This is a genomic window from Rhizobium sp. YS-1r (assembly GCF_000757525.1).
GTDB lineage: Bacteria > Pseudomonadota > Alphaproteobacteria > Rhizobiales > Rhizobiaceae > Neorhizobium > Neorhizobium petrolearium.
Genome location: NZ_JPYQ01000056.1, coordinates 657,275 through 675,180 on the forward strand (window position 1 = coordinate 657,275; position 17,906 = coordinate 675,180).

Below are 17,906 nucleotides of genomic sequence, written 5' to 3' on the forward strand. Positions count from 1 at the left end.
TTATTGGAAAAACGGGAATGATGAAGGATACCCTCAATCGCTGCCGCTGCGCACCTGCTCCACCGCAAGCGAACCTTCAGGCAACGGCCGCAACAGTTCGCTTTCCGGCTTCGTCAGATGCAGCCAGTGGCGCCAGTTTTCCGGCCGCAGCACCACGATCTGCCGGTTGTGGATGGGTGCCACATCCGGACCCGGCGTGGTGGTCAGCATGGTGAAGGCGGGCGGCTGGTTGCCCTGCCCCTCCCTCCAGAGGCCGGCGATGGCCATGAACGACGCGTCGTTCAGCGTGAAGCGGTGCTTCGCCTTCGGATACTTCGTGCCGGTGAATTCGAAGAAGGCGGAGGCCGGGATGAGGCAGCGGCGGCTTTCCGCAAAGCTGCGGCCCTCGGAACGGAAATTGAAGACCGGCCCGCCCTTTCTCTTTCCCCCTTTGGCCTCCGGCGGCGGAAAACCGAAGGTCATCGGGAAAAGCTCGACCGCCTCGCCCTCCGCCACCCGCATCACCGGGCCGGTATCGCCGATGCGGATGTCGTCGGCCTGAAGCAGCGCGAGTTCGGTTTCATGCGGCGGGACGCGGAGATCGATCGCCTCCATGGCCTTGCGGTATTCTGCGTAAGTGACGCGTTGTTCGTAGTCGTTGCACATGGGGGGAAGGTAGGGCGGAGAGAGGCAAGGGCCACCTTCACCTACTCTCTGTATATCGGCAAGCTACGTAGCTCCTTGTAGGACGGCTTCTCAGTCTTCTGGTTGAACAACTCAACGCTTTGAGCGGCACGAATGCCAGTGTAAAGTCCGTAATCAAGTATAAGAGCCGTGAACTTCCTGCCCGCATCACCGGGGGTTATCCCCTCACTTATTACATGAAGCAAACGCATCTGAACAAGTTCAATTATATTCCCATATAGCTCAGACCCCGCAGATATTTCTACGAGGAACGCATTTTTCCTTTTCTCCGCGACACAGAAATCTCTTATTCTGTAAAGTAAATCTTTCAGCTCTGCTGCCTGATCAGAGGCATCAACTTCAAGATCTCTTAATTTCACCGTCAGTGTTTCAGATGAAGCCATGTTGACATTGGATACAGTCACTCTCTTTTTGCCTTCCGATGAAGCTCGCAAGATCGCCTGTGAGAACAGGTTCATCGCATCTCGCGGCACGCCGGCGGAGACCCAAGTCAATCTGGGGAGAACGTCGGCGCTACTGCAAAGACGCCGTATATTTGGGAGCCCCGCATATCTTGCATGAGAATCCAAGATCGCTTCCAGATGTTGCGCGGCCTTATCGGGCGAAGTCAGGTTATGATCCAGCCGGAGAACTTGCACGTCCTGCGGCACCTCAAGCCCTATCTTTCCGACAGAGTCATATGTCTTTGTGAGCGTCTCTATTGCTGAAATTTTGATGTATACTTGGTTGCCCCTGGAGAATGCATATATTAGATCCAACAAAATCGGCTGCATCTTCTTATCAATGACATGGAAGTCATCAAGGTAAAGATAAACGGGAACCTTAGTCGATATGCTCGCAACAACGCGCTTAATGCGAGGAAGCAGCCGCCTCACCTGTGCGACCGGCAAGTCGGTTTCGAGCTGTCTCAGAATGTCGGCAGACTCAGCGCTCTGCTCTGGTGGGAATGGTAGCATCCTTACGATCTCGGCTACAACGTCTGCGTATACGCCTTCGTCATTTCGGCCGTTGTATAACTGCATGTCCACCCATGCTGAGGCGACGCTAGATCTCGCCAGCCTATTCAGGCCGTATAAAAGGAGCATAGATTTTCCAGCTCCGCGGCGGCCGAAGACGATGTGATTCGCCTTGGACACGATCTGTTCTTCAGCTCCAGTGACCGACTTGGTATATCTCTCAAAAAAATCTTCGCTAAAGCTATGCCTGCTGACGTTTTGGCTCTCGCTTAGCGTCTTTACAAGAAGGCGCGCTTCAGGTCCGTCAACAAGGTTAGATTGGGGGAGCCGCTTGAGAGCAGCCACGGCACCCGACGACTGTTCATCGCCGATGATGTCTTTGATTGCATTCGTCAGAATGCTATAAAACCTGTCAGAGATGTAGGAGACATAAATTACAAGGACTGGGCCGTCGACTGTCTTCTTGATCTCCGACTGCAGCCCTCGGAGTTCGGAGAGTTCCTCAAACCTGCCCTTTATCTCTCTAAGTGTCTTTTCCTGCAGCATTAAACCTCTCCCAGAGTGAGACCTCTAGCGAGGCAATAGTCTCTCACGGCGGTCAAAAAATCTCGTGTGGTGGTAGCGATTTCCGGTGGGGTAGCCAGTAGGTCAGCCGCCACAGCTATGTGGTCATAATCGCTGGTATTGCGATCTGTTCGCATATTCTCCAGGTTCAGTTTAAATTTATCCTTATCGTTGAAATCATCCGGCAGCTCACCGATCTTTTTATGGTCCGCAACCTCTGCTGAGAAATGGCCCTCCGAGAAGAAACGTAGTGCTTTAGACGCGTTGTAGCAGGCATAGTAATAGCGCGATACTTGCTGGCGCCAGTCCGCAGCACGGAGGCGCTCTGCAAATGCGAAATGGGTTAGGGCAAGGGAGAATAACCCCGCAACATGCTCCCGCAACTCGCCCTCGATACTGTTTCGAGAATCGGAGCTCAGGACCGTTGCATACAAATTGACGATTTTTCTTGGATTACCTGCTTTTAAAAAATCGCGCTCCACGGTCACCCTTGCCCCTGATGTAATCCCCGTTCAAACTATAACCGCACGCTCCCTTCGCGCAAGTATCAGGAATGACGGCTATAGTTACCAAGCGGCAGCCCTCTGACCGAATCTTCTTGGGTACGACAGGAGCCGTATTATCTAAATGGAAAAGGCGGCTCACGCCGCTTCCCTCACCTTCCCATACGGATCAAACCTTCCGTAAAACGTCTCGCCCTTCGCCGCCATGTCCTTCAACAGCTCCGTCGGCTTGAAATGCGGGCCGTAGGTGGCGGCCAGCTTCTCGCAGAGCGCGACAAAAGTCTTCACGCCCATGCCGTCGATGTAGGAGAGCGTGCCGCCGGTATAGGGGGCGAAGCCGAAGCCGAGGATGGAGCCGACGTCCGCCTCGCGCGGGTCGGTGACGATGCCTTCTTCCATGGTGCGGGCGGCTTCCAGCGCGATCGTCACCAGCAGGCGCTGCTTGAGGGTGTCGACATCAACCTCTTCGGCCTTTTTCTGCGGGTAGAGCATCTTCAGCTCCGGCCAGAGATATTTCCTGGCGGGCTTGGCCGGGTATTCGTAGAAACCCTTGGCATTCTTGCGGCCGCGACGGTCGAAGACGTCGACCATCTGGTCGATGAGCGCCATATGCTCCGGCTTGACGGCGTTGGGGCCGAGATCGGCGATCGAGGCCTTCATGATCTTCTGGGAAAGATCGACGGCGACCTCGTCGTTGAGCGATAGCGGGCCGACCGGCATGCCGGCCATTTTCGCGGCGTTCTCGATCATCGCCGCCGGCACGCCCTCGATCAGCATGTCATAGGCTTCGTTGATGTAACGGAAGACGCAGCGGTTGACATAGAAGCCGCGGGTGTCGTTGACGACGATCGGCGTTTTCCTGATCGCCGCGACGTAATCCAGCGCCACGGCGAGCGCCCTGTCGCCCGACTGTTCGCCGAGGATCACCTCGGTCAGCATCATCTTTTCCACCGGCGAGAAGAAATGCACGCCGATGAACTGGTCGGGGCGCTTCGAATTTTCCGCCAGGCCGGTGATCGGCAGGGTCGAGGTGTTGGAGGCGAAAATGGTGGTCTCCGGTATCACCGCTTCCACCTGCTCGATGACCGCCTTCTTGACGGCGCGATCCTCGAAGACCGCCTCGACGACGAGCGAAGCATCGGAAAGTGCAGCATAATCCGGCGTGGGTGTGATCAGCGAGAGGAGCTTTTCACCCTCTTCCTTCGTCATCCTTCCCTTACCGATGCTGTCCGCCACCAGCTTTTCGGAGACGGCCTTGCCCTTGTCCGCTGCTTCCTGGTCGCGGTCGATCAGGGTGACGGGAATGCCGGCGGCGGCCGTGACATAGGCGATCGAGGCGCCCATGAAGCCCGCGCCGACGACGCCGATCTTCTTGAACTCCGTCTTCGGCTGGCCGGCCGGACGGCGGGCGCCCTTGCCGAGTTCCTGCATGGAGACGAAAAGCGAGCGGATCATCGAAAACGCTTCGGTGGTCTGCAGAATCTCGGTGAAATAACGCTGCTCGACCTTCAGGCCCAGATCGAAGGGAAGCTGCAGGCCCTCGTAGACGCATTTGAGGATCGCCAGCGCCGCCGGATAATTGCCGGCCGTCTCGCGGCGCAGGATGGCCGGGGCAGCCGGCCAGAGCTGGGCCGATGCCGGCGTCCAGATGCCGCCGCCCGGCACCTTGAAACCCTTCTCGTCCCACGGGGCGACGGGCTTCAGCCCGTCCCTGATCATCTGTTTTGCCGCTTTGATCAGCTCGCCCGGCTCGACCACCTGGTGGACGAGGCCCATGGCCTTGGCGCGCTGGGGGGTGAGCGTCTGGCCGGTCGTCATCATCTGCAGGGCATCCTGCGTGTTGGCGAGGCGGGAGACGCGCTGGGTGCCGCCCGCACCGGGGAAGATGCCGACCTTGACTTCCGGCAGCGCGAGCTTGACCGATTTCGAACTGGCGGCGACGCGGCCATGGCAGGACAGCGCAAGCTCGAAGGCGCCGCCCATGCAGGTGCCGTTGATGGCCGAGACCCAGGGCTTGCCGCAGGTCTCGACCTTGCGCCACAGCCAGGACATGCGGCCGGCGGCATCGAAGAGCTTTTGCGCGGCGGCTTGCGGGTCTCTCGCCTTTTCCTCGGCGAGCATCGAGAACATCGACTTGATCATGGTGAGATCGGCGCCGCCGGAGAAGGACGATTTTCCGGACGTGAAGACCACGCCCTTGACGGCGCTATCCGCGACCGTGGCGTCGACGATCTGTTCGATCTCGTCCATCACCTCCTGGGTGAAGACGTTCATCGACTTTTCCGGCATGTCCCAGGTGACGAGTGCAATGCCGTCGGCGTCGGTTTCGACGGTGAAGTTGTTGTAGGTGCTCATGGCGGGATTTCCTCTTCCCTTGAAATCTATCGGCCGTTCCGCTTCCTTCGTCATCCTCGGGCTTGTCCCGAGGATCTACCACCGTGGTTAGATGCTCGGGACAAGCCCGAGCATGACGGAGGGGCTGTTGCGGCTCAAACCCGTTCGATAATCGTCGCCGTGCCCATGCCGGCGCCGATGCAGAGTGTCACGAGCGCGGTGTTCAGGTCGCGCCGTTCCAGCTCGTCCAGCACTGTGCCCAATATCATCGCGCCGGTGGCGCCGAGCGGATGGCCCATGGCGATCGCGCCGCCGTTGACGTTGATCCGGTCATGGCTGATCCCGAAAGCCTGCATGTAGCGCAGCACGACGGCGGCGAAGGCTTCGTTGAGTTCGAAGAGGTCGATATCGGAAAGCTGCATGCCGGAACGCTTCAGAAGCTTTTCCGTGACATCGACCGGGCCGGTCAGCATCAGCGCCGGTTCGGAGCCGATATTGGCGAAGGCGCGGATGCGGGCACGGGGCTTGATGCCCATCGATTCGCCGCCGGCCCTGGAGCCGAGGAGGACCGCACCGGCGCCATCGACGATGCCCGACGAATTGCCGGCGTGGTGGACGTAATTGATGCGCTCGACTTCCGGATGGGCCTGGATGCCGACGGCTTCGAAACCGCCCATCTCACCCGGCATCTGGAAGGAGGGATTGAGGGAAGCCAACGCCTGCATGTCGGTTTCCGGGCGCATGTGCTCGTCGCGGTCGAGGATCGTGAGCCCGTTCTGGTCCTTCACCGGGATGACCGACCTGGAGAAATAGCCGCTCTTCCAGGCATTTGCGGCGCGCTTCTGGCTTTCGACCGCATAGGCATCCACATCGTCGCGGGTAAAGCCGTATTTCGTCGCGATCAGATCGGCCGAGACGCCTTGCGGCATGAAATAGGCGGGGAAGTTGACGGAAGGGTCCATGTACCAGGACCCGCCGGACATGCCCATGCCGACGCGCGACATGCTCTCCACCCCGCCGGCGATCACGATGTCGTCGGAACCGGCGATGATCTTCCCGGCGGCGAGGTTCACCGCATCGAGCGCTGAGGCGCAGAAGCGGGAGATCTGCATGCCGGGCGCCCTGAAGGAGTAGCCGGCCTCGAAGGCGGCGGCCTTGGGGATGACGGCGCCGGCATCCATGACCGGATCGACGCAGCCCATGATGATGTCGTCGACCTCAGTCGTGTCGAGGCCGTTACGGTCGCGCAGTGCTTCCAGCGTCTTGGCGGCGAGGCGGACGGAGGGCACTTCGTGAAGGCTGCCATCCTTCTTGCCACGCCCGCGCGGCGTGCGCACGTGGTCGTAGATAAAGGCTTCGGTCATGGTGTCATCTCCCTGGGTGGCAAGGTATTCAAACACTTGCCTTCATTTGAACCTTAGTGATCCCCTCACCAACAAAATCTAAGACTTAGCTGAAGCTAAGATCTTGATTTTGTAACCTCTCCCACAGAGGGGAGAGGTAGGGCGCCGCAGATGCCTCCCCGGCATCTCTCCCCTTGCAGGAGAGAAAGCAATTTCGAAATCTTAGCGTTAGCTAAGTTTCAGAAATTGCAAGTGAGGGGATCGTCCTTGCACCCTCAAAACGCTTCCGCCGCCAGTTCCATCAGGCTGTCGGCACCCGCCTCGATCCGGGCCTTGCGCAGCGCCGTTTCCGGCATGACTTTCTCCATGAAGAATTTCGCCGTGACCAGCTTGTTCTTCAGATAGTCGCCGCGGGCGTCGCCGGCGGCAAGCCTTTCCTGCGCGGTCTTCGCCATCTTCGCCCACATGTAGCCGAGCGTCACGAGGCCGAAAAGATGCATGTAATCGGTCGCGCCGGCGCCGGCATTGTCAGGTTTGGCCATGGCGTTCTGCATGAACCACATGGTCGCCGCCTGCAGGTCGTTCAGGCCCTTCTTGAGAGCCTTGGTGAACAGGACCATGTTCTCGTCGGCGCGGTTCTCCTCGCAGAAATCGCCGATTTCCTTGAACATCGCCATGGCGGCGCGGCCGCCGTTCAGCGCCAGCTTGCGGCCGACCAGATCGAGCGCCTGGATGCCGTTGGCCCCCTCATAGATCATGGTGATGCGGGCATCGCGCACATACTGGCTCATGCCGTGCTCTTCGATATAGCCGTGGCCGCCGAAGACCTGCTGGGCCATGACGGCGTGTTCGAAGCCCTTGTCGGTCAGGACGCCCTTGAGGATGGGGGTCGCGAGGCCGAGCAGGTCGTCGGCGTTCTGGCGTTCCTTCTCATCTTCCGAGCGGTGAGCGATGTCGGATTTCAGCGCGGTCCACAATAGGAAGGCGCGGCCGGCCTCGTTGAAGGCGCGGATGGTCATCAGCGAACGGCGGATATCGGCATGCACGATGATCGGGTCGGCCTTGCCGGCGGGGTTCTTCGGGCCTGAGAGCGAGCGGCCCTGAAGACGCTCGTTGGCATAGGCGACAGCGTTCTGGTAGGCCGTCTCGGCGACCGCCAACCCCTGCAGGCCGACACCGAGGCGCGCCTCGTTCATCATCACGAACATGGCGGCGAGGCCCTTGTTTTCCGCGCCGATCAGGTAGCCCACCGCATCGTCGTAGTTCATGACGCAGGTGGCATTGCCGTGAATGCCCATCTTGTGCTCGATCGCGCCGCAGGCAACCCCGTTGCGATCACCAAGAGAACCGTCCCCCTTGACCAGGAATTTCGGCACGATGAAGAGCGAAATGCCCTTGGTGCCCTCCGGCGCACCCTCGATGCGGGCAAGCACCAGATGCACGATATTGTCGGTCATGCCGTGCTCGCCGGCGGAGATGAAGATTTTCTGACCGGAGATCTTGTAAGTGCCATCACCTTGAGGCACCGCCCTGGTGCGCAGCAGGCCAAGATCGGTGCCGCAATGGGGCTCGGTCAGGTTCATGGTGCCGGACCAGGTACCTTCCACCATCTTCGGCAGATAAGTCTGCTTCTGCTCATCGGAACCGTGCACGAGGATCGCGGCGATGGCGCCCTGGGTCAGGCCCGGATACATCATCAGCGACATGTTGGCCGACGACATGTATTCGCCGACCGCGGCATGCAGCGTGTAGGGAAGTCCCTGTCCGCCGAATTCCGGCGGTACGGCAAGGCCGATCCAGCCGGACTGGCAATACTGGTCATAGGCTTCCTTGAAGCCCCCGGGCACGGAAACGGTGCCATCGTCGTGGCGGGTACAGCCCTCCTGATCTCCGGAGAGATTGAGCGGAAAAAGCACGTCTTCCGCGACCTTGGCGGCCTCTCCGACGATTGCTTCCAGCATGTCCGGCGAAGCATCGGCAAAGCCCGGCAGGTTGCCGTAGCGTTCCAGCCCCAGCACATCGTTCAAGATGAAAAGCGTGTCGTTTACCGGCGCCTTGTACACTGGCATGGTCGAGCTTCCTCCTATCCTCGTCTGAATCCTCGCTCCGGCGCCTTCGGCTCCGCGGCAAGATCCGTATCCTGCTCCCATGAATAATTGACGTTTGCGTAAACGTCAAATGTGCTGGAAACGAAATTTTCCATCCACCGGCCGCCTCTTCTTCCCCGTTCAAGCCGACGCATCAACACGCGGAACAGATCCAGGCTCAAGACAAGCGGGAAGACTGCGCTCGCCAATCGAACGTCATGCCACATAAGAGCCCGAACCTGCCGGAAAAGGTTAAAATTTTCACTCCGGTTAACGACTTGTTTACCACGTTTCGGGAAATAGTGGGGCCTGGAGCGACGCAGAGCATTTACTTCAGAAATGCCGCGCCCGCCGGAAATGGCAAGTCTTGTGTAGGGGTATCCCAATAAACGGCCGATTTTGCGGGAGAAGCAGGCTCTCTCAACCTGGCCTTGGACGAGAGCCTACCGGACCAACGTCGAAACGAGCGAGCAAATGAACGGATCACGATCGACCCCTTACCGTCATGGCGACCGCTCTTCCCTGGATGCGCTGAACCGCACCATCGAAGGTCTCGAGGCGCGGATCGAGGGACTGATGTCGGGCGCCAGCCGCGAAGCTCGTCCGAGCGATCAGCGTCACGAACGCCGCGCCGTGCCGGCGGCAGGCGCTCATCGCGTCACCGATTTCTCCAGCGATCCGCTTGCCGAGATTCGGGAGCGCCAACGCGTGCTGGACTCCGACCGCGACCGCAGCACGCGAACCGAACCTTCGCGCATATCCGAGATGCGTCGCGGAGAGCCGCGTTACGGGGAAGCCCGCCGCAACGACGTGCGCCCGCCGGAAGCCTTGAGGCCGGAGGAACGCCCGGCCCCGTCTCACCTTGAAATGCCCCGTTATGCAGAAGCCCGCCGCACGGCTCCGCCGCACCGCGAAGACCTTCGCCGTCCGGTGGTGCAGGCACCTCAGCCTCCGCAGCCCGACGGCGGTGTGCAGGACATAGCCATGGCGCTGGTAAACCTGCGCCAGGAGCTGAAGCAGGACATTTCCGAAGGTGTGGCGAGAGAAATGAACGCGCTGCGCGCGGAAATCCGTTCGATCAAGTCGATTGCCGAGGACCAGCGCTTCACCGACGACCTGCGCAGCGATCTTGCCCGCCTCGCCGAAGGCATCGACCAGCTCGGCCATCAATCGACGCCGGAAGCGGCCGGCCTGCGCGCCGACTTCGAGGAATTGCGCACCGCCATGGACGGCCTTGCGCGGGAAGATTCCGTGCAGCGCATGGAAAGCCGGTGGCAGGGCCTGGCAGAACGGATGGGTGACCTCGATTCGGCGGCGCTGCGCGAGGAACTCGTCTCGCTCGCCTACCGCATCGACGAGATCAAGAGCCAGCTCGGCGAGATGAGCGACAGCCCCGTCATCCGGGCGCTCGAACAGAAGCTGATCGCCGTCGCCAGCGCCATGGAACAGCTCGGTTCTCGCATGCAGCCGAACGACGCAGCGATCGCCGAGCAGTTTGCGACCCTCGACCACCGGCTGGATGAAATCAGCCGGGCGATCGCCGCCGGCAGCCGCGCCGCCGCCTCGGCCTCGCTCGACCAGTCGTTCCTGCAAAGGCTGGAAGGCCGGATCGGCGTGCTTGCCGACCAGATCGACGCCATGAGCCAGGCAGCCCATCGACAAATCGATCCGACAGAGGCGCTATCGGCCCGCATCGAAGCCCTGACAGGCCGTATCGAGGAGCTGACCGACGAACAGGCAGCCATGCGCCTGGAAGAGCGACTGGAACAGCTCTCGCTCATCCTCGAACAGGCTCAGAAGCCTGTTCCGCAATCCGACCTCTCCGACCATCTCGCCGACATTTCCCGCAAGATCGACGGGCTTGAACATGGTGCGGTCAATGACCTGCTCGCCGAGCGCCTCGACTATCTTGCCCGGCGGATCGACGAGATGGATTTCCAGCCGCCGATCCAGCCGGTCATCGACCAGAACGCCTTCGGCCGCATCGAGGACCGCCTGGGCGATATCGCCACCCGCCTGGACGAGGCAGCGGCAGCACCGCGCAGCGACGAAAGCGCATTGCGCAACCTGGAAGACCAGATCGCGCATCTTTCGACCCTGATCAGCCAGCCGCAGCCAGCGGCCAGCGCGCTTCCCGCCGAATTCGAAAGCCGCATGACGGCGATCGAGAACTATATGGCGACCAATGACGAATACATCATCGAGGCCGCCCGCCAGGCGGCTGAAGCAGTGGTCGAGGCCTATTCCCGCGACACAGCCGCCGGCACTCCGGTCGCCGCTGCCGACATGGCGGTACTTTCCGCGCTTGCCGACGATCTCCGTCATCTCGAAGACCTGACGCGCAGTTCCGAAGAACGGACGCACCAGACCTTCGAGGCCTTGCACGGCACGCTGGTGAAGATCGCCGATCGTCTCGACGGAATGGAGGGGCGGATCACCGCCTCCGCCCATATCGAGCGCCACTACAGCGAGCCGGAGCGGCAAGAGTTGCATCGTCCGGCCCCTGCCATGCCGGTTGCCGCGCAGCTTTCCGCCTCTTCGCTTGAAGAGGCAATGCATGAGGAGAGCGCTGCCCTGGAAGCACCGGTCGCGACGTTCGGCACCCGCAACGAGCCGGCCAATGCCATGCAGGATACCGGCGAACTGTTTTCGGCAGCCCCTGCCGACACCCAGGCCCTTTCCAGGGCGAAGGTCGCCAAACCCAGCCTTCTCACCGAGCTGTCGCGCCGCTTCCTGCCGGGCGGCAAGGGAGACACGACCGCCGGCCGCACAATCGTGGAGCCGGCGCCGTCGATCGACCCGTCCGACGTCCTGCCGCCCGACCATGAGAACGACCTTCTGGAGCCCGGTTCCGGTGCGCCCGATGTAAAGAAGATCCTGGAACGCGTCCGTGCCAGCCAGGCGGCCGGCGAATTCGATAGCGACCGGACAGCGGGAGCGACGAAAGCGGACTATATCGCAGCCGCACGCCGTGCCGCCAAGGCGGCCGCCCAGGAAACCGATCCGTCGCAGACCACCTCGTCGGCGAGGGGCATGCGGAAAGCCGCCGCCACCGGCAAGGGCCTCGGCGCCATGCTCTCGAGCCATCGCCGGCCGATCCTGATGGCCGTCGGCGCCGTGCTTCTGGCTCTGATGGCCATGCCGCTTGCCAAGACGCTCATCAGTGGCGACAAGGCTCCGTCTGTGCCCCCTGCCGCGATCGAAGCACCGGCCGAGCCTGCCGCCCCCCCGGCCGGTGAGACCGGCGAGCGCGAAACTCCGGCAATCGACAACCAGGCCGCGACCGACGGGGTCGACAGCAATGCGGACGTGGCAGGCACGCAGGCTGCTCCGCCCGCAGAGCCGCCGAGACAGATCAGCCCCGGCGATCACCTGACCGATCCGACACCGGGCGCCGGCGAGATTTCCGCCATGGAGCCGGCCGGAAGCGCCGCCCAGGCTCAGGACGATTTCGTGCCCGCGCAGCAGGTGGATGCCCCTGCCCAGATCACCGTTCCGGCCGGCATCGAGCCAAAATCGCTCGCCGATGCTGCCGCGGCCGGCGATCCAAACGCGCTTTTCGAGATCGGCGCCCGCTTCACCGAGGGGCGCGGTGTGGCACCGGACCTGTCGGAAGCCGCAAACTGGTACAAGCTTGCCGCCGATCGCGGCTTGCCCCCGGCGCAATACCGGCTCGCCAACCTCTTCGAGAAGGGTTCAGGCATCACGCGTGACCTCAGCAAGGCCATGACCTACTATAAACAGGCCGCCGAAGCGGGCAATGCGAGCGCCATGCACAATCTCGCCGTGCTCTACGCTTCGGGCGCCGCCGGCCAGCCGGATTACACCGCCGCCGTCGAATGGTTCGGAAAGGCCGCCGATTTCGGCGTTGCCGACAGCCAGTTCAACCTTGCGATCCTCTATGCCCGCGGCAATGGGGTGAAGCAGGATCTGGAGGAGTCCTACAAGTGGTTTGCGATCGCGGCCAAGAGCGGCGACAAGGACGCTGCGCAGAAACGGGACGAAGTGGCGAACGCCATGCGCAAGGAACAGCTCGAAAGCGCCCGCGCCAAGGTGGATCTCTGGAAAGTGAGGCCGCTCGACCCGAAGGCCAATTCCATTAACCTGCCGGACGAATGGGCTTCGGGCAAGCCGCTGACCACGGCCTCCGTCGACATGGAAAAGGCGATCCGCAACATCCAGGCGATCCTCAACAGGAACGGTTTCGACGCCGGCCAGCCGGACGGCAGGATGGGCGCCAAGACGGTCGGCGCGATCAAGGCCTTCCAGACTTCCGTCGGCCAGGAGCCGACCGGCAAGATCAACGATGCGCTGGTGAAAGAACTGCTCGCCCGCAACAAGTAAGTAAGGCGACTTACCCGACCGATATTAGGGAGAAGCGGCATATTAATCACGCCGTCACAAAAAGGGTAAAATCGTCGCTTTATCTGACACTTGCGATTTGACTCGGCAGATGCCCGGGCGCATGACGGTATAACCCTTCATGCCCTGTTCAGGCGGCATGTGAGAATCATTTCCCATCACCGCAGTGGGCGGATCAGAGACATCGCGAACCGCCCGCGACGGTGTCGCTTTTTGCCTTTTTCGGGGTTCGATCGTGACTGTCTACCTGCCGATCGCAGAGCTTTCGGTGAACATCTTCATCATTCTCGGCATGGGTGCGGCCGTCGGCTTCCTGTCCGGCATGTTCGGGGTGGGCGGCGGCTTCCTCATCACGCCTCTGCTGATCTTCTACAACATCCCTCCGGTCGTGGCGGTGGCGACCGGCGCCAACCAGGTCGTCGCCTCCTCGATTTCCGGCGCGATCACCCATTTCCGGCGTGGCACGCTGGATATGAAACTCGGCACCGTGCTGCTGGTCGGCGGTCTGGCGGGCGCCTCGGTCGGCATATGGATCTTCTCCTGGCTGCGCCGTCTCGGACAACTCGACCTCCTCATCTCGATCCTCTACGTCGTGCTGCTCAGCACCATCGGCGCCCTCATGCTGCAGGAAAGCCTGCGCGCCATGCGCCGTGCGAAACAGAACCAGCCGGTGGCGCTGAAGCGCCCGGGACAACACATCTGGGTGCACCGGCTGCCGCTGAAGATGCGGTTCAAGAAATCGAAGATCTACCTCTCCGCCATTCCTGTCGTGGCGCTCGGCTTCGCCATCGGCGTGCTCACCTCGATCATGGGTGTCGGCGGCGGCTTCATCATGGTGCCTGCGATGATCTATCTCCTGCGCATCCCGACGAATGTCGTTGTCGGGACCTCGCTCTTCCAGATCATCTTCGTGACCGCCTATACGACCATGGTGCAGGCGGCGACGAACTATTCCGTCGATATCGTGCTGGCAACGATCCTGATGGTGGCCGGCGTCATCGGCGCGCAATACGGGGTACGCGTCGGGCAGAAGCTGCGCGGCGAGCAGCTCCGCGCACTCCTGGCGCTCCTCGTGCTTGCGGTCGGCATCCGCCTCGCGATCGGGCTCGTGGTGACGCCCGACGACATCTATTCCGTTGCGGTGGGAGGCCTGTCCTACTGATGCGCCTGCTCCTCTACACCGCCTTCCTCGCTTTTCTCCTCGGCCTTTGCCAGCCGGCCCTGGCGCAGGTGCCGCTCGGGCAGGCATCGACGGTGAAGGAGGGGCTGGAAATCGGCGCCTCGACCAGTGAAATCGCCATCACCTCGGATTTCCGCGGTGCCGATCTGACGATCTTCGGGGCGCTCAACAACGCCGACGAGCTGTTCTTGGCGATCGGGCAATACGACGTGGTCGTCACGCTCGAAGGCCCGAAGGATTATGCGACGGTTCGCAAGAAGGAGCGGGTCCTCGGCATCTGGATGAACACACAGTCGATGACCTTCGAACAGGTGCCGGAAAGCTATTCGCTGGCCAGCACCCGCCAGATCGACAACATCGACCAGCCCACAAGCCTCAACAATATCGGCGTCGGCATCGATCACCTGGCGCTCAATCCGGTCGGCTACATTCCGAATTCCGGCCTGATCGGCGAATTCCGCGAGGCTTACCGGCGCCTCAAGCTGTCGAACGGGCTTTATCAGCGCGACACGGACGGCGTGCGCTTCGTCTCCACCAGCCTGTTCCGTGCCTCGCTGAGATTGCCCGCCAACATTCCGGACGGCATACACATGGTGCGCGCCTATCTCTTCAAGAGCGGCCAGCTCATCGTGCAGCGGGAGCTGCCGCTTCGGGTCGTCAAGACCGGCATCGAGCAGGCGATTACCGATGCGGCACATGAACGACCGATCGCTTACGGTTTCTTCTGCGTGCTGATCGCGGTCATCACCGGCTGGGGGGCCAGCCTGATCTTCCGCAAGGATTGATCACCGGAAACCGAGTATCAGGGCTGATCATTCGGCGGCTGCCTTTCGCGCTACCACTTCAAGGTAGGCGGCGTGCAGCCGATCGAAGACCGAAGGTTTCGAGGGATCGCGCGGGACGTGCAGATGCAGGACGCGCAGTTCCTGCATGAAATCCTCCCAGAGCGGCCGCCCGCCCTCCTCCAGCAGCTCGGCGCGGATCGAAAGCTCCTCCGAAACGGGAAGGAAACGGCGTCCCCAGGCCCCCATTTCCGCGAAGATCGGCACCAGCCTGATCGACATTTCCGTCAGGCTGTAGATCGCTTTCTGCTTGTGGCTCGGGTCGTCCTCACGGGTGAGCAGGCCCCTTTCCAGAAGCCGCTTCAGGCGGTCGGCAAGGATGTTGGAAGCAATGCCCTCCTCCGAATTCTGCAGGAGTTCGCGAAAGTGGCGGCGGTTGCCGAACATGATGTCGCGGATGACGATCAGGCTCCAGCGGTCACCCAGGACTTCCAGCGTGAGATTGATCGGGCAACCCGACCGATGCGCGTCTTCCATTTTTTTCTCCAAAAACCGCTTGCATTATAAAATCAGTTTCGCTAGCTTTCAACTGCTTGTTTATTGCAACTGGTTTCGACGTGATGGAGGATGACATGAGAAAGCTGGTAGCCTGGAACCTGATGACGCTGGACGGCTATTTCGAAGGCGAGAAGCCGTGGGACCTCGCCTTCCACAACTATGCCTGGGGACCGGAGCTCAAGAAGCTATCCGAGCAGTTCGGCGAGGAGAGTGATCTTCTCGTCTTCGGCCGCAAGACCTACGAGGGCATGGCCGCCTATTGGCCAACCGCCGAAGGAGAGGGCAAGGTCAAGGATTACATGAACAGCTTCGCCAAGATCGCCGTCTCGAAGACGATGAAGGAGGCAGCATGGAACAATACGCGCGTCGTCAGCGATCCGGTCGCGGAACTCAACAAGCTGAAGGCGGAGGATGGCAAGACGATCCTCGTCTTCGGCAGTGCCGAGCTGATAGCATCGCTGATGCAGGAAGGCCTGGTCGACGAATACCGAATCTGCATCGCTCCGGTGCTGCTCGGCTCCGGCAATCCGCTTTTCAAGAAGGCGGCGCAGCAGACGACGCTGAAGCTCGTAAATTCCACCATCGCTGCGAATGGTGCGGTGATCCTCACCTATGAGGTGGGCAAGGCGGTCTGAGACCGCTTGCCGAAGACCAGAAAAACACCGCTGACGGTTGGACTGACAGGACATTTGCGCTAGACACGCGCTACCCCTCATTTCCGCAAGATGTCCATGTTCCGCCGGTTGCTTTCCCATCTGCCCTCCGCCCGTATTCTCCTCGATCCGGGTGGGCTGCGGGTGCTCATCCGGCGCACGGAGTTCGGCCTCATCATCGCCGCCGCGATGGTCGGCATCCTGGCCGGCTTCGCCGTTGCGCTCATGAGCTGGATCTCCCAGCAACTGCACCGGTCCATTTTCCGGCTCGATGCCGGCGAAAGACTGAGTTCGGCCGCCGAGATCGACCGCATCCTGATTCTCACCGCACCGATTGCCGGCGGCATTCTCATGGGCGCGGTCTTCCTCATCCTGCGGAAATGGCGCAAGAAGCCGATGGTCGACCCGATCGAGGCCAATGCGCTGCACGGCGGCCGGCTTTCGCTGACCGACAGCATCATCGTCGCCATCCAGAACCTCATCTCCAACGGCTTCGGCGCCTCCGTCGGGCTGGAGGCCGGCTACACCCAGCTCTCCTCCGGTCTTGCCTCGAAAATCGGCCTCCTGCTGCAGTTACGCCGTTCCGATCTCAGGATCCTCGTCGGCTGCGGCGCAGCGGCGGCGATCGCCGCCGCCTTCAATGCTCCGCTGACCGGCGCGTTCTACGCATTCGAACTGATCATCGGCACCTACACGATCCTCAGCCTGGCGCCGGTCGTGGTCTCGGCATTGATCGCCACGATCATCACCCGCCTGTTCGGCGACGCGCCCATGATCGACGTCAGCCAGTTCGGCGCGGTCGTCCCGGCCGACTACGTGCCCGCGATCGTGCTCGGCATATTCTGCGCTTTCGCAGGCATACTTCTCATGCAGGGCGTAACCTTCGTGGAGGAACTGGCGCGCAGGAGTTCGATCTCGCCGGTCTTCAGGCCGGCACTCGGCGGCATCGTTGTCGGCCTGCTCGCGCTGGCGGATGCGCAGGTGCTGGGGGCCGGCCACGGCGCACTGCATCTCAATCTCGACCTCAACCTGACCATCCCGGCACTGCTGACGATCCTCGCCCTGAAATTCCTCGCCTGCGCGGTGTCGATCGGCTCCGGCTTTCGCGGCGGGCTCTTCTTCGCATCGCTGTTCATGGGCGCATTGCTCGGCAAGCTGTTTGCCTTCAGCACGCCCTATATTTTCGCCCACGCCACCGTAACACCCGTCATCTACGCCGTGGTCGGCATGAGCGCACTTGCGGTCGCCGTCATCGGCGGCCCGCTCACCATGACGTTCCTGGCGCTGGAAGTCACCGGCGACTTTCCCATCACCGTTCTTGCGCTGGCTGCCGTCATCACCTCGTCGGTGACGGTGCGCACCACCTTCGGCTATTCGTTTGCGACCTGGCGTTTTCATCTGCGCGGCGAAAGCATCCGCAGCGCCCACGATATCGGCTGGATCCGCAACCTCACCGTCGAGCGGATGATGCGCGCAGACGTGCGGACGGCATCCGCCAGCGTGAGCCTCAGCGAATTCCGTAAGGATTTCCCACTCGGCTCCACCCAGCGGGTCATCCTCACCGACGAGGCAGGAAGGTATGCCGGCATCATTCTTCTTCCGGATATCTATGCGGCGCCTCTGGAGGATTCCGCCGAGCCGCGTACCCTCGCCTCCTTCGCGAAATACCACAACGATGTTTTGCTCGGCACGATGAACGCCAAGCAGGCCGCAGCGATCTTCGACAAGCTGGAGGCGGAAGCACTCGCCGTCGTCAACAACCAGATCGAACGCAAGGTCGTCGGGCTCCTAACGGAGAGCCACACGCTCAGGCGCTACAGCGAGGAACTCGACCGGCGGCGGCGCGAAATGTCCGGTGAAATCTGAGCGTTTCATCTCGCAGTCTTGACGCATGTCAATG

The 17,906-nt window shown here is 61.4% G+C and carries 12 protein-coding genes; 5 read left to right on the plus strand and 7 right to left on the minus strand.

Annotated elements, in window-relative coordinates; genetic code table 11:
• Positions 1–33 precede the first annotated feature (33 nt).
• The 6 genes from JL39_RS28825 to JL39_RS28850 all read right to left on the minus strand — a co-directional run bounded on the left by JL39_RS28825 (position 34) and on the right by JL39_RS28850 (position 8,453).
• On the minus strand, positions 34–645 hold the full coding sequence (locus tag JL39_RS28825; RefSeq protein ID WP_037158930.1) for an SOS response-associated peptidase: 612 nt from the start codon (positions 643–645) through the stop codon (positions 34–36).
• A 41-nt stretch (positions 646–686) separates the two neighbouring features.
• Complete coding sequence (locus tag JL39_RS28830) at positions 687–2,186, minus strand: hypothetical protein (RefSeq protein ID WP_037158934.1); 1,500 nt, start codon at positions 2,184–2,186, stop codon at positions 687–689.
• Complete coding sequence (locus JL39_RS28835) at positions 2,186–2,692, minus strand: hypothetical protein (protein ID WP_152601301.1); 507 nt, start codon at positions 2,690–2,692, stop codon at positions 2,186–2,188. The genes JL39_RS28830 and JL39_RS28835 overlap by 1 nt, the downstream gene beginning before the upstream one ends.
• Before the next feature lie 153 nt (positions 2,693–2,845).
• A complete protein-coding gene (locus JL39_RS28840; RefSeq protein WP_037159981.1) occupies positions 2,846–5,062 on the minus strand; it encodes a 3-hydroxyacyl-CoA dehydrogenase NAD-binding domain-containing protein in 2,217 nt (738 codons plus the stop codon).
• Positions 5,063–5,196: 134 nt separating this feature from the next.
• Positions 5,197–6,405: an acetyl-CoA C-acetyltransferase gene (locus tag JL39_RS28845; protein WP_037158942.1), complete on the minus strand. Its 1,209-nt coding sequence runs from the start codon at positions 6,403–6,405 to the stop codon at positions 5,197–5,199.
• A 254-nt stretch (positions 6,406–6,659) separates the two neighbouring features.
• Positions 6,660–8,453 carry an acyl-CoA dehydrogenase C-terminal domain-containing protein gene (locus tag JL39_RS28850; protein WP_037158945.1) on the minus strand — a complete coding sequence of 598 codons (1,794 nt, stop codon included), beginning with the start codon at positions 8,451–8,453 and terminating at the stop codon, positions 6,660–6,662.
• A gap of 492 nt (positions 8,454–8,945) precedes the next feature.
• Here JL39_RS28850 and JL39_RS28855 point away from each other — a divergent pair, with 492 nt between their 5' ends.
• The 3 genes from JL39_RS28855 (at position 8,946) to JL39_RS28865 (ending at position 14,798) form a co-directional block, all read left to right on the plus strand.
• On the plus strand, positions 8,946–12,815 hold the full coding sequence (locus JL39_RS28855; RefSeq protein ID WP_037158947.1) for an SEL1-like repeat protein: 3,870 nt from the start codon (positions 8,946–8,948) through the stop codon (positions 12,813–12,815).
• Between the two features lie 253 nt (positions 12,816–13,068).
• Entirely contained in the window at positions 13,069–13,995 is a 927-nt protein-coding gene (locus JL39_RS28860) for a sulfite exporter TauE/SafE family protein (protein ID WP_037159984.1), read from the plus strand.
• On the plus strand, positions 13,995–14,798 hold the full coding sequence (locus tag JL39_RS28865; protein WP_037158950.1) for a TIGR02186 family protein: 804 nt from the start codon (positions 13,995–13,997) through the stop codon (positions 14,796–14,798). The genes JL39_RS28860 and JL39_RS28865 overlap by 1 nt, the downstream gene beginning before the upstream one ends.
• 27 nt (positions 14,799–14,825) lie before the next feature.
• Here the strand turns inward: JL39_RS28865 and JL39_RS28870 are convergent, their stop codons facing one another.
• On the minus strand, positions 14,826–15,332 hold the full coding sequence (locus JL39_RS28870; RefSeq protein WP_037158953.1) for a helix-turn-helix domain-containing protein: 507 nt from the start codon (positions 15,330–15,332) through the stop codon (positions 14,826–14,828).
• Positions 15,333–15,427: 95 nt separating this feature from the next.
• Here JL39_RS28870 and JL39_RS28875 point away from each other — a divergent pair, with 95 nt between their 5' ends.
• Both JL39_RS28875 and JL39_RS28880 read left to right on the plus strand, forming a co-directional pair.
• Positions 15,428–15,988, plus strand: a complete 561-nt coding sequence (locus tag JL39_RS28875) for a dihydrofolate reductase family protein (protein WP_037158955.1) — start codon at positions 15,428–15,430, stop codon at positions 15,986–15,988.
• 96 nt (positions 15,989–16,084) lie between these two features.
• On the plus strand, positions 16,085–17,872 hold the full coding sequence (locus JL39_RS28880) for a chloride channel protein (protein ID WP_052183165.1): 1,788 nt from the start codon (positions 16,085–16,087) through the stop codon (positions 17,870–17,872).
• Positions 17,873–17,906 lie beyond the last annotated feature (34 nt).

Excerpts from the sequence above, each read along its gene's own strand:
- JL39_RS28825 (WP_037158930.1), bottom strand. The coding sequence starts at position 645 with ATGTGCAACGACTACGAACAACGCGTCACTTACGCAGAATACCGCAAG.
- JL39_RS28830 (WP_037158934.1), bottom strand. The coding sequence starts at position 2,186 with ATGCTGCAGGAAAAGACACTTAGAGAGATAAAGGGCAGGTTTGAGGAA.
- JL39_RS28840 (WP_037159981.1), bottom strand. The coding sequence starts at position 5,062 with ATGAGCACCTACAACAACTTCACCGTCGAAACCGACGCCGACGGCATT.
- JL39_RS28845 (WP_037158942.1), bottom strand. The coding sequence starts at position 6,405 with ATGACCGAAGCCTTTATCTACGACCACGTGCGCACGCCGCGCGGGCGT.
- JL39_RS28850 (WP_037158945.1), bottom strand. The coding sequence starts at position 8,453 with ATGCCAGTGTACAAGGCGCCGGTAAACGACACGCTTTTCATCTTGAAC.
- JL39_RS28855 (WP_037158947.1), top strand. The coding sequence starts at position 8,946 with ATGAACGGATCACGATCGACCCCTTACCGTCATGGCGACCGCTCTTCC.
- JL39_RS28865 (WP_037158950.1), top strand. The coding sequence starts at position 13,995 with ATGCGCCTGCTCCTCTACACCGCCTTCCTCGCTTTTCTCCTCGGCCTT.
- JL39_RS28870 (WP_037158953.1), bottom strand. The coding sequence starts at position 15,332 with ATGGAAGACGCGCATCGGTCGGGTTGCCCGATCAATCTCACGCTGGAA.
- JL39_RS28875 (WP_037158955.1), top strand. The coding sequence starts at position 15,428 with ATGAGAAAGCTGGTAGCCTGGAACCTGATGACGCTGGACGGCTATTTC.
- JL39_RS28880 (WP_052183165.1), top strand. The coding sequence starts at position 16,085 with ATGTTCCGCCGGTTGCTTTCCCATCTGCCCTCCGCCCGTATTCTCCTC.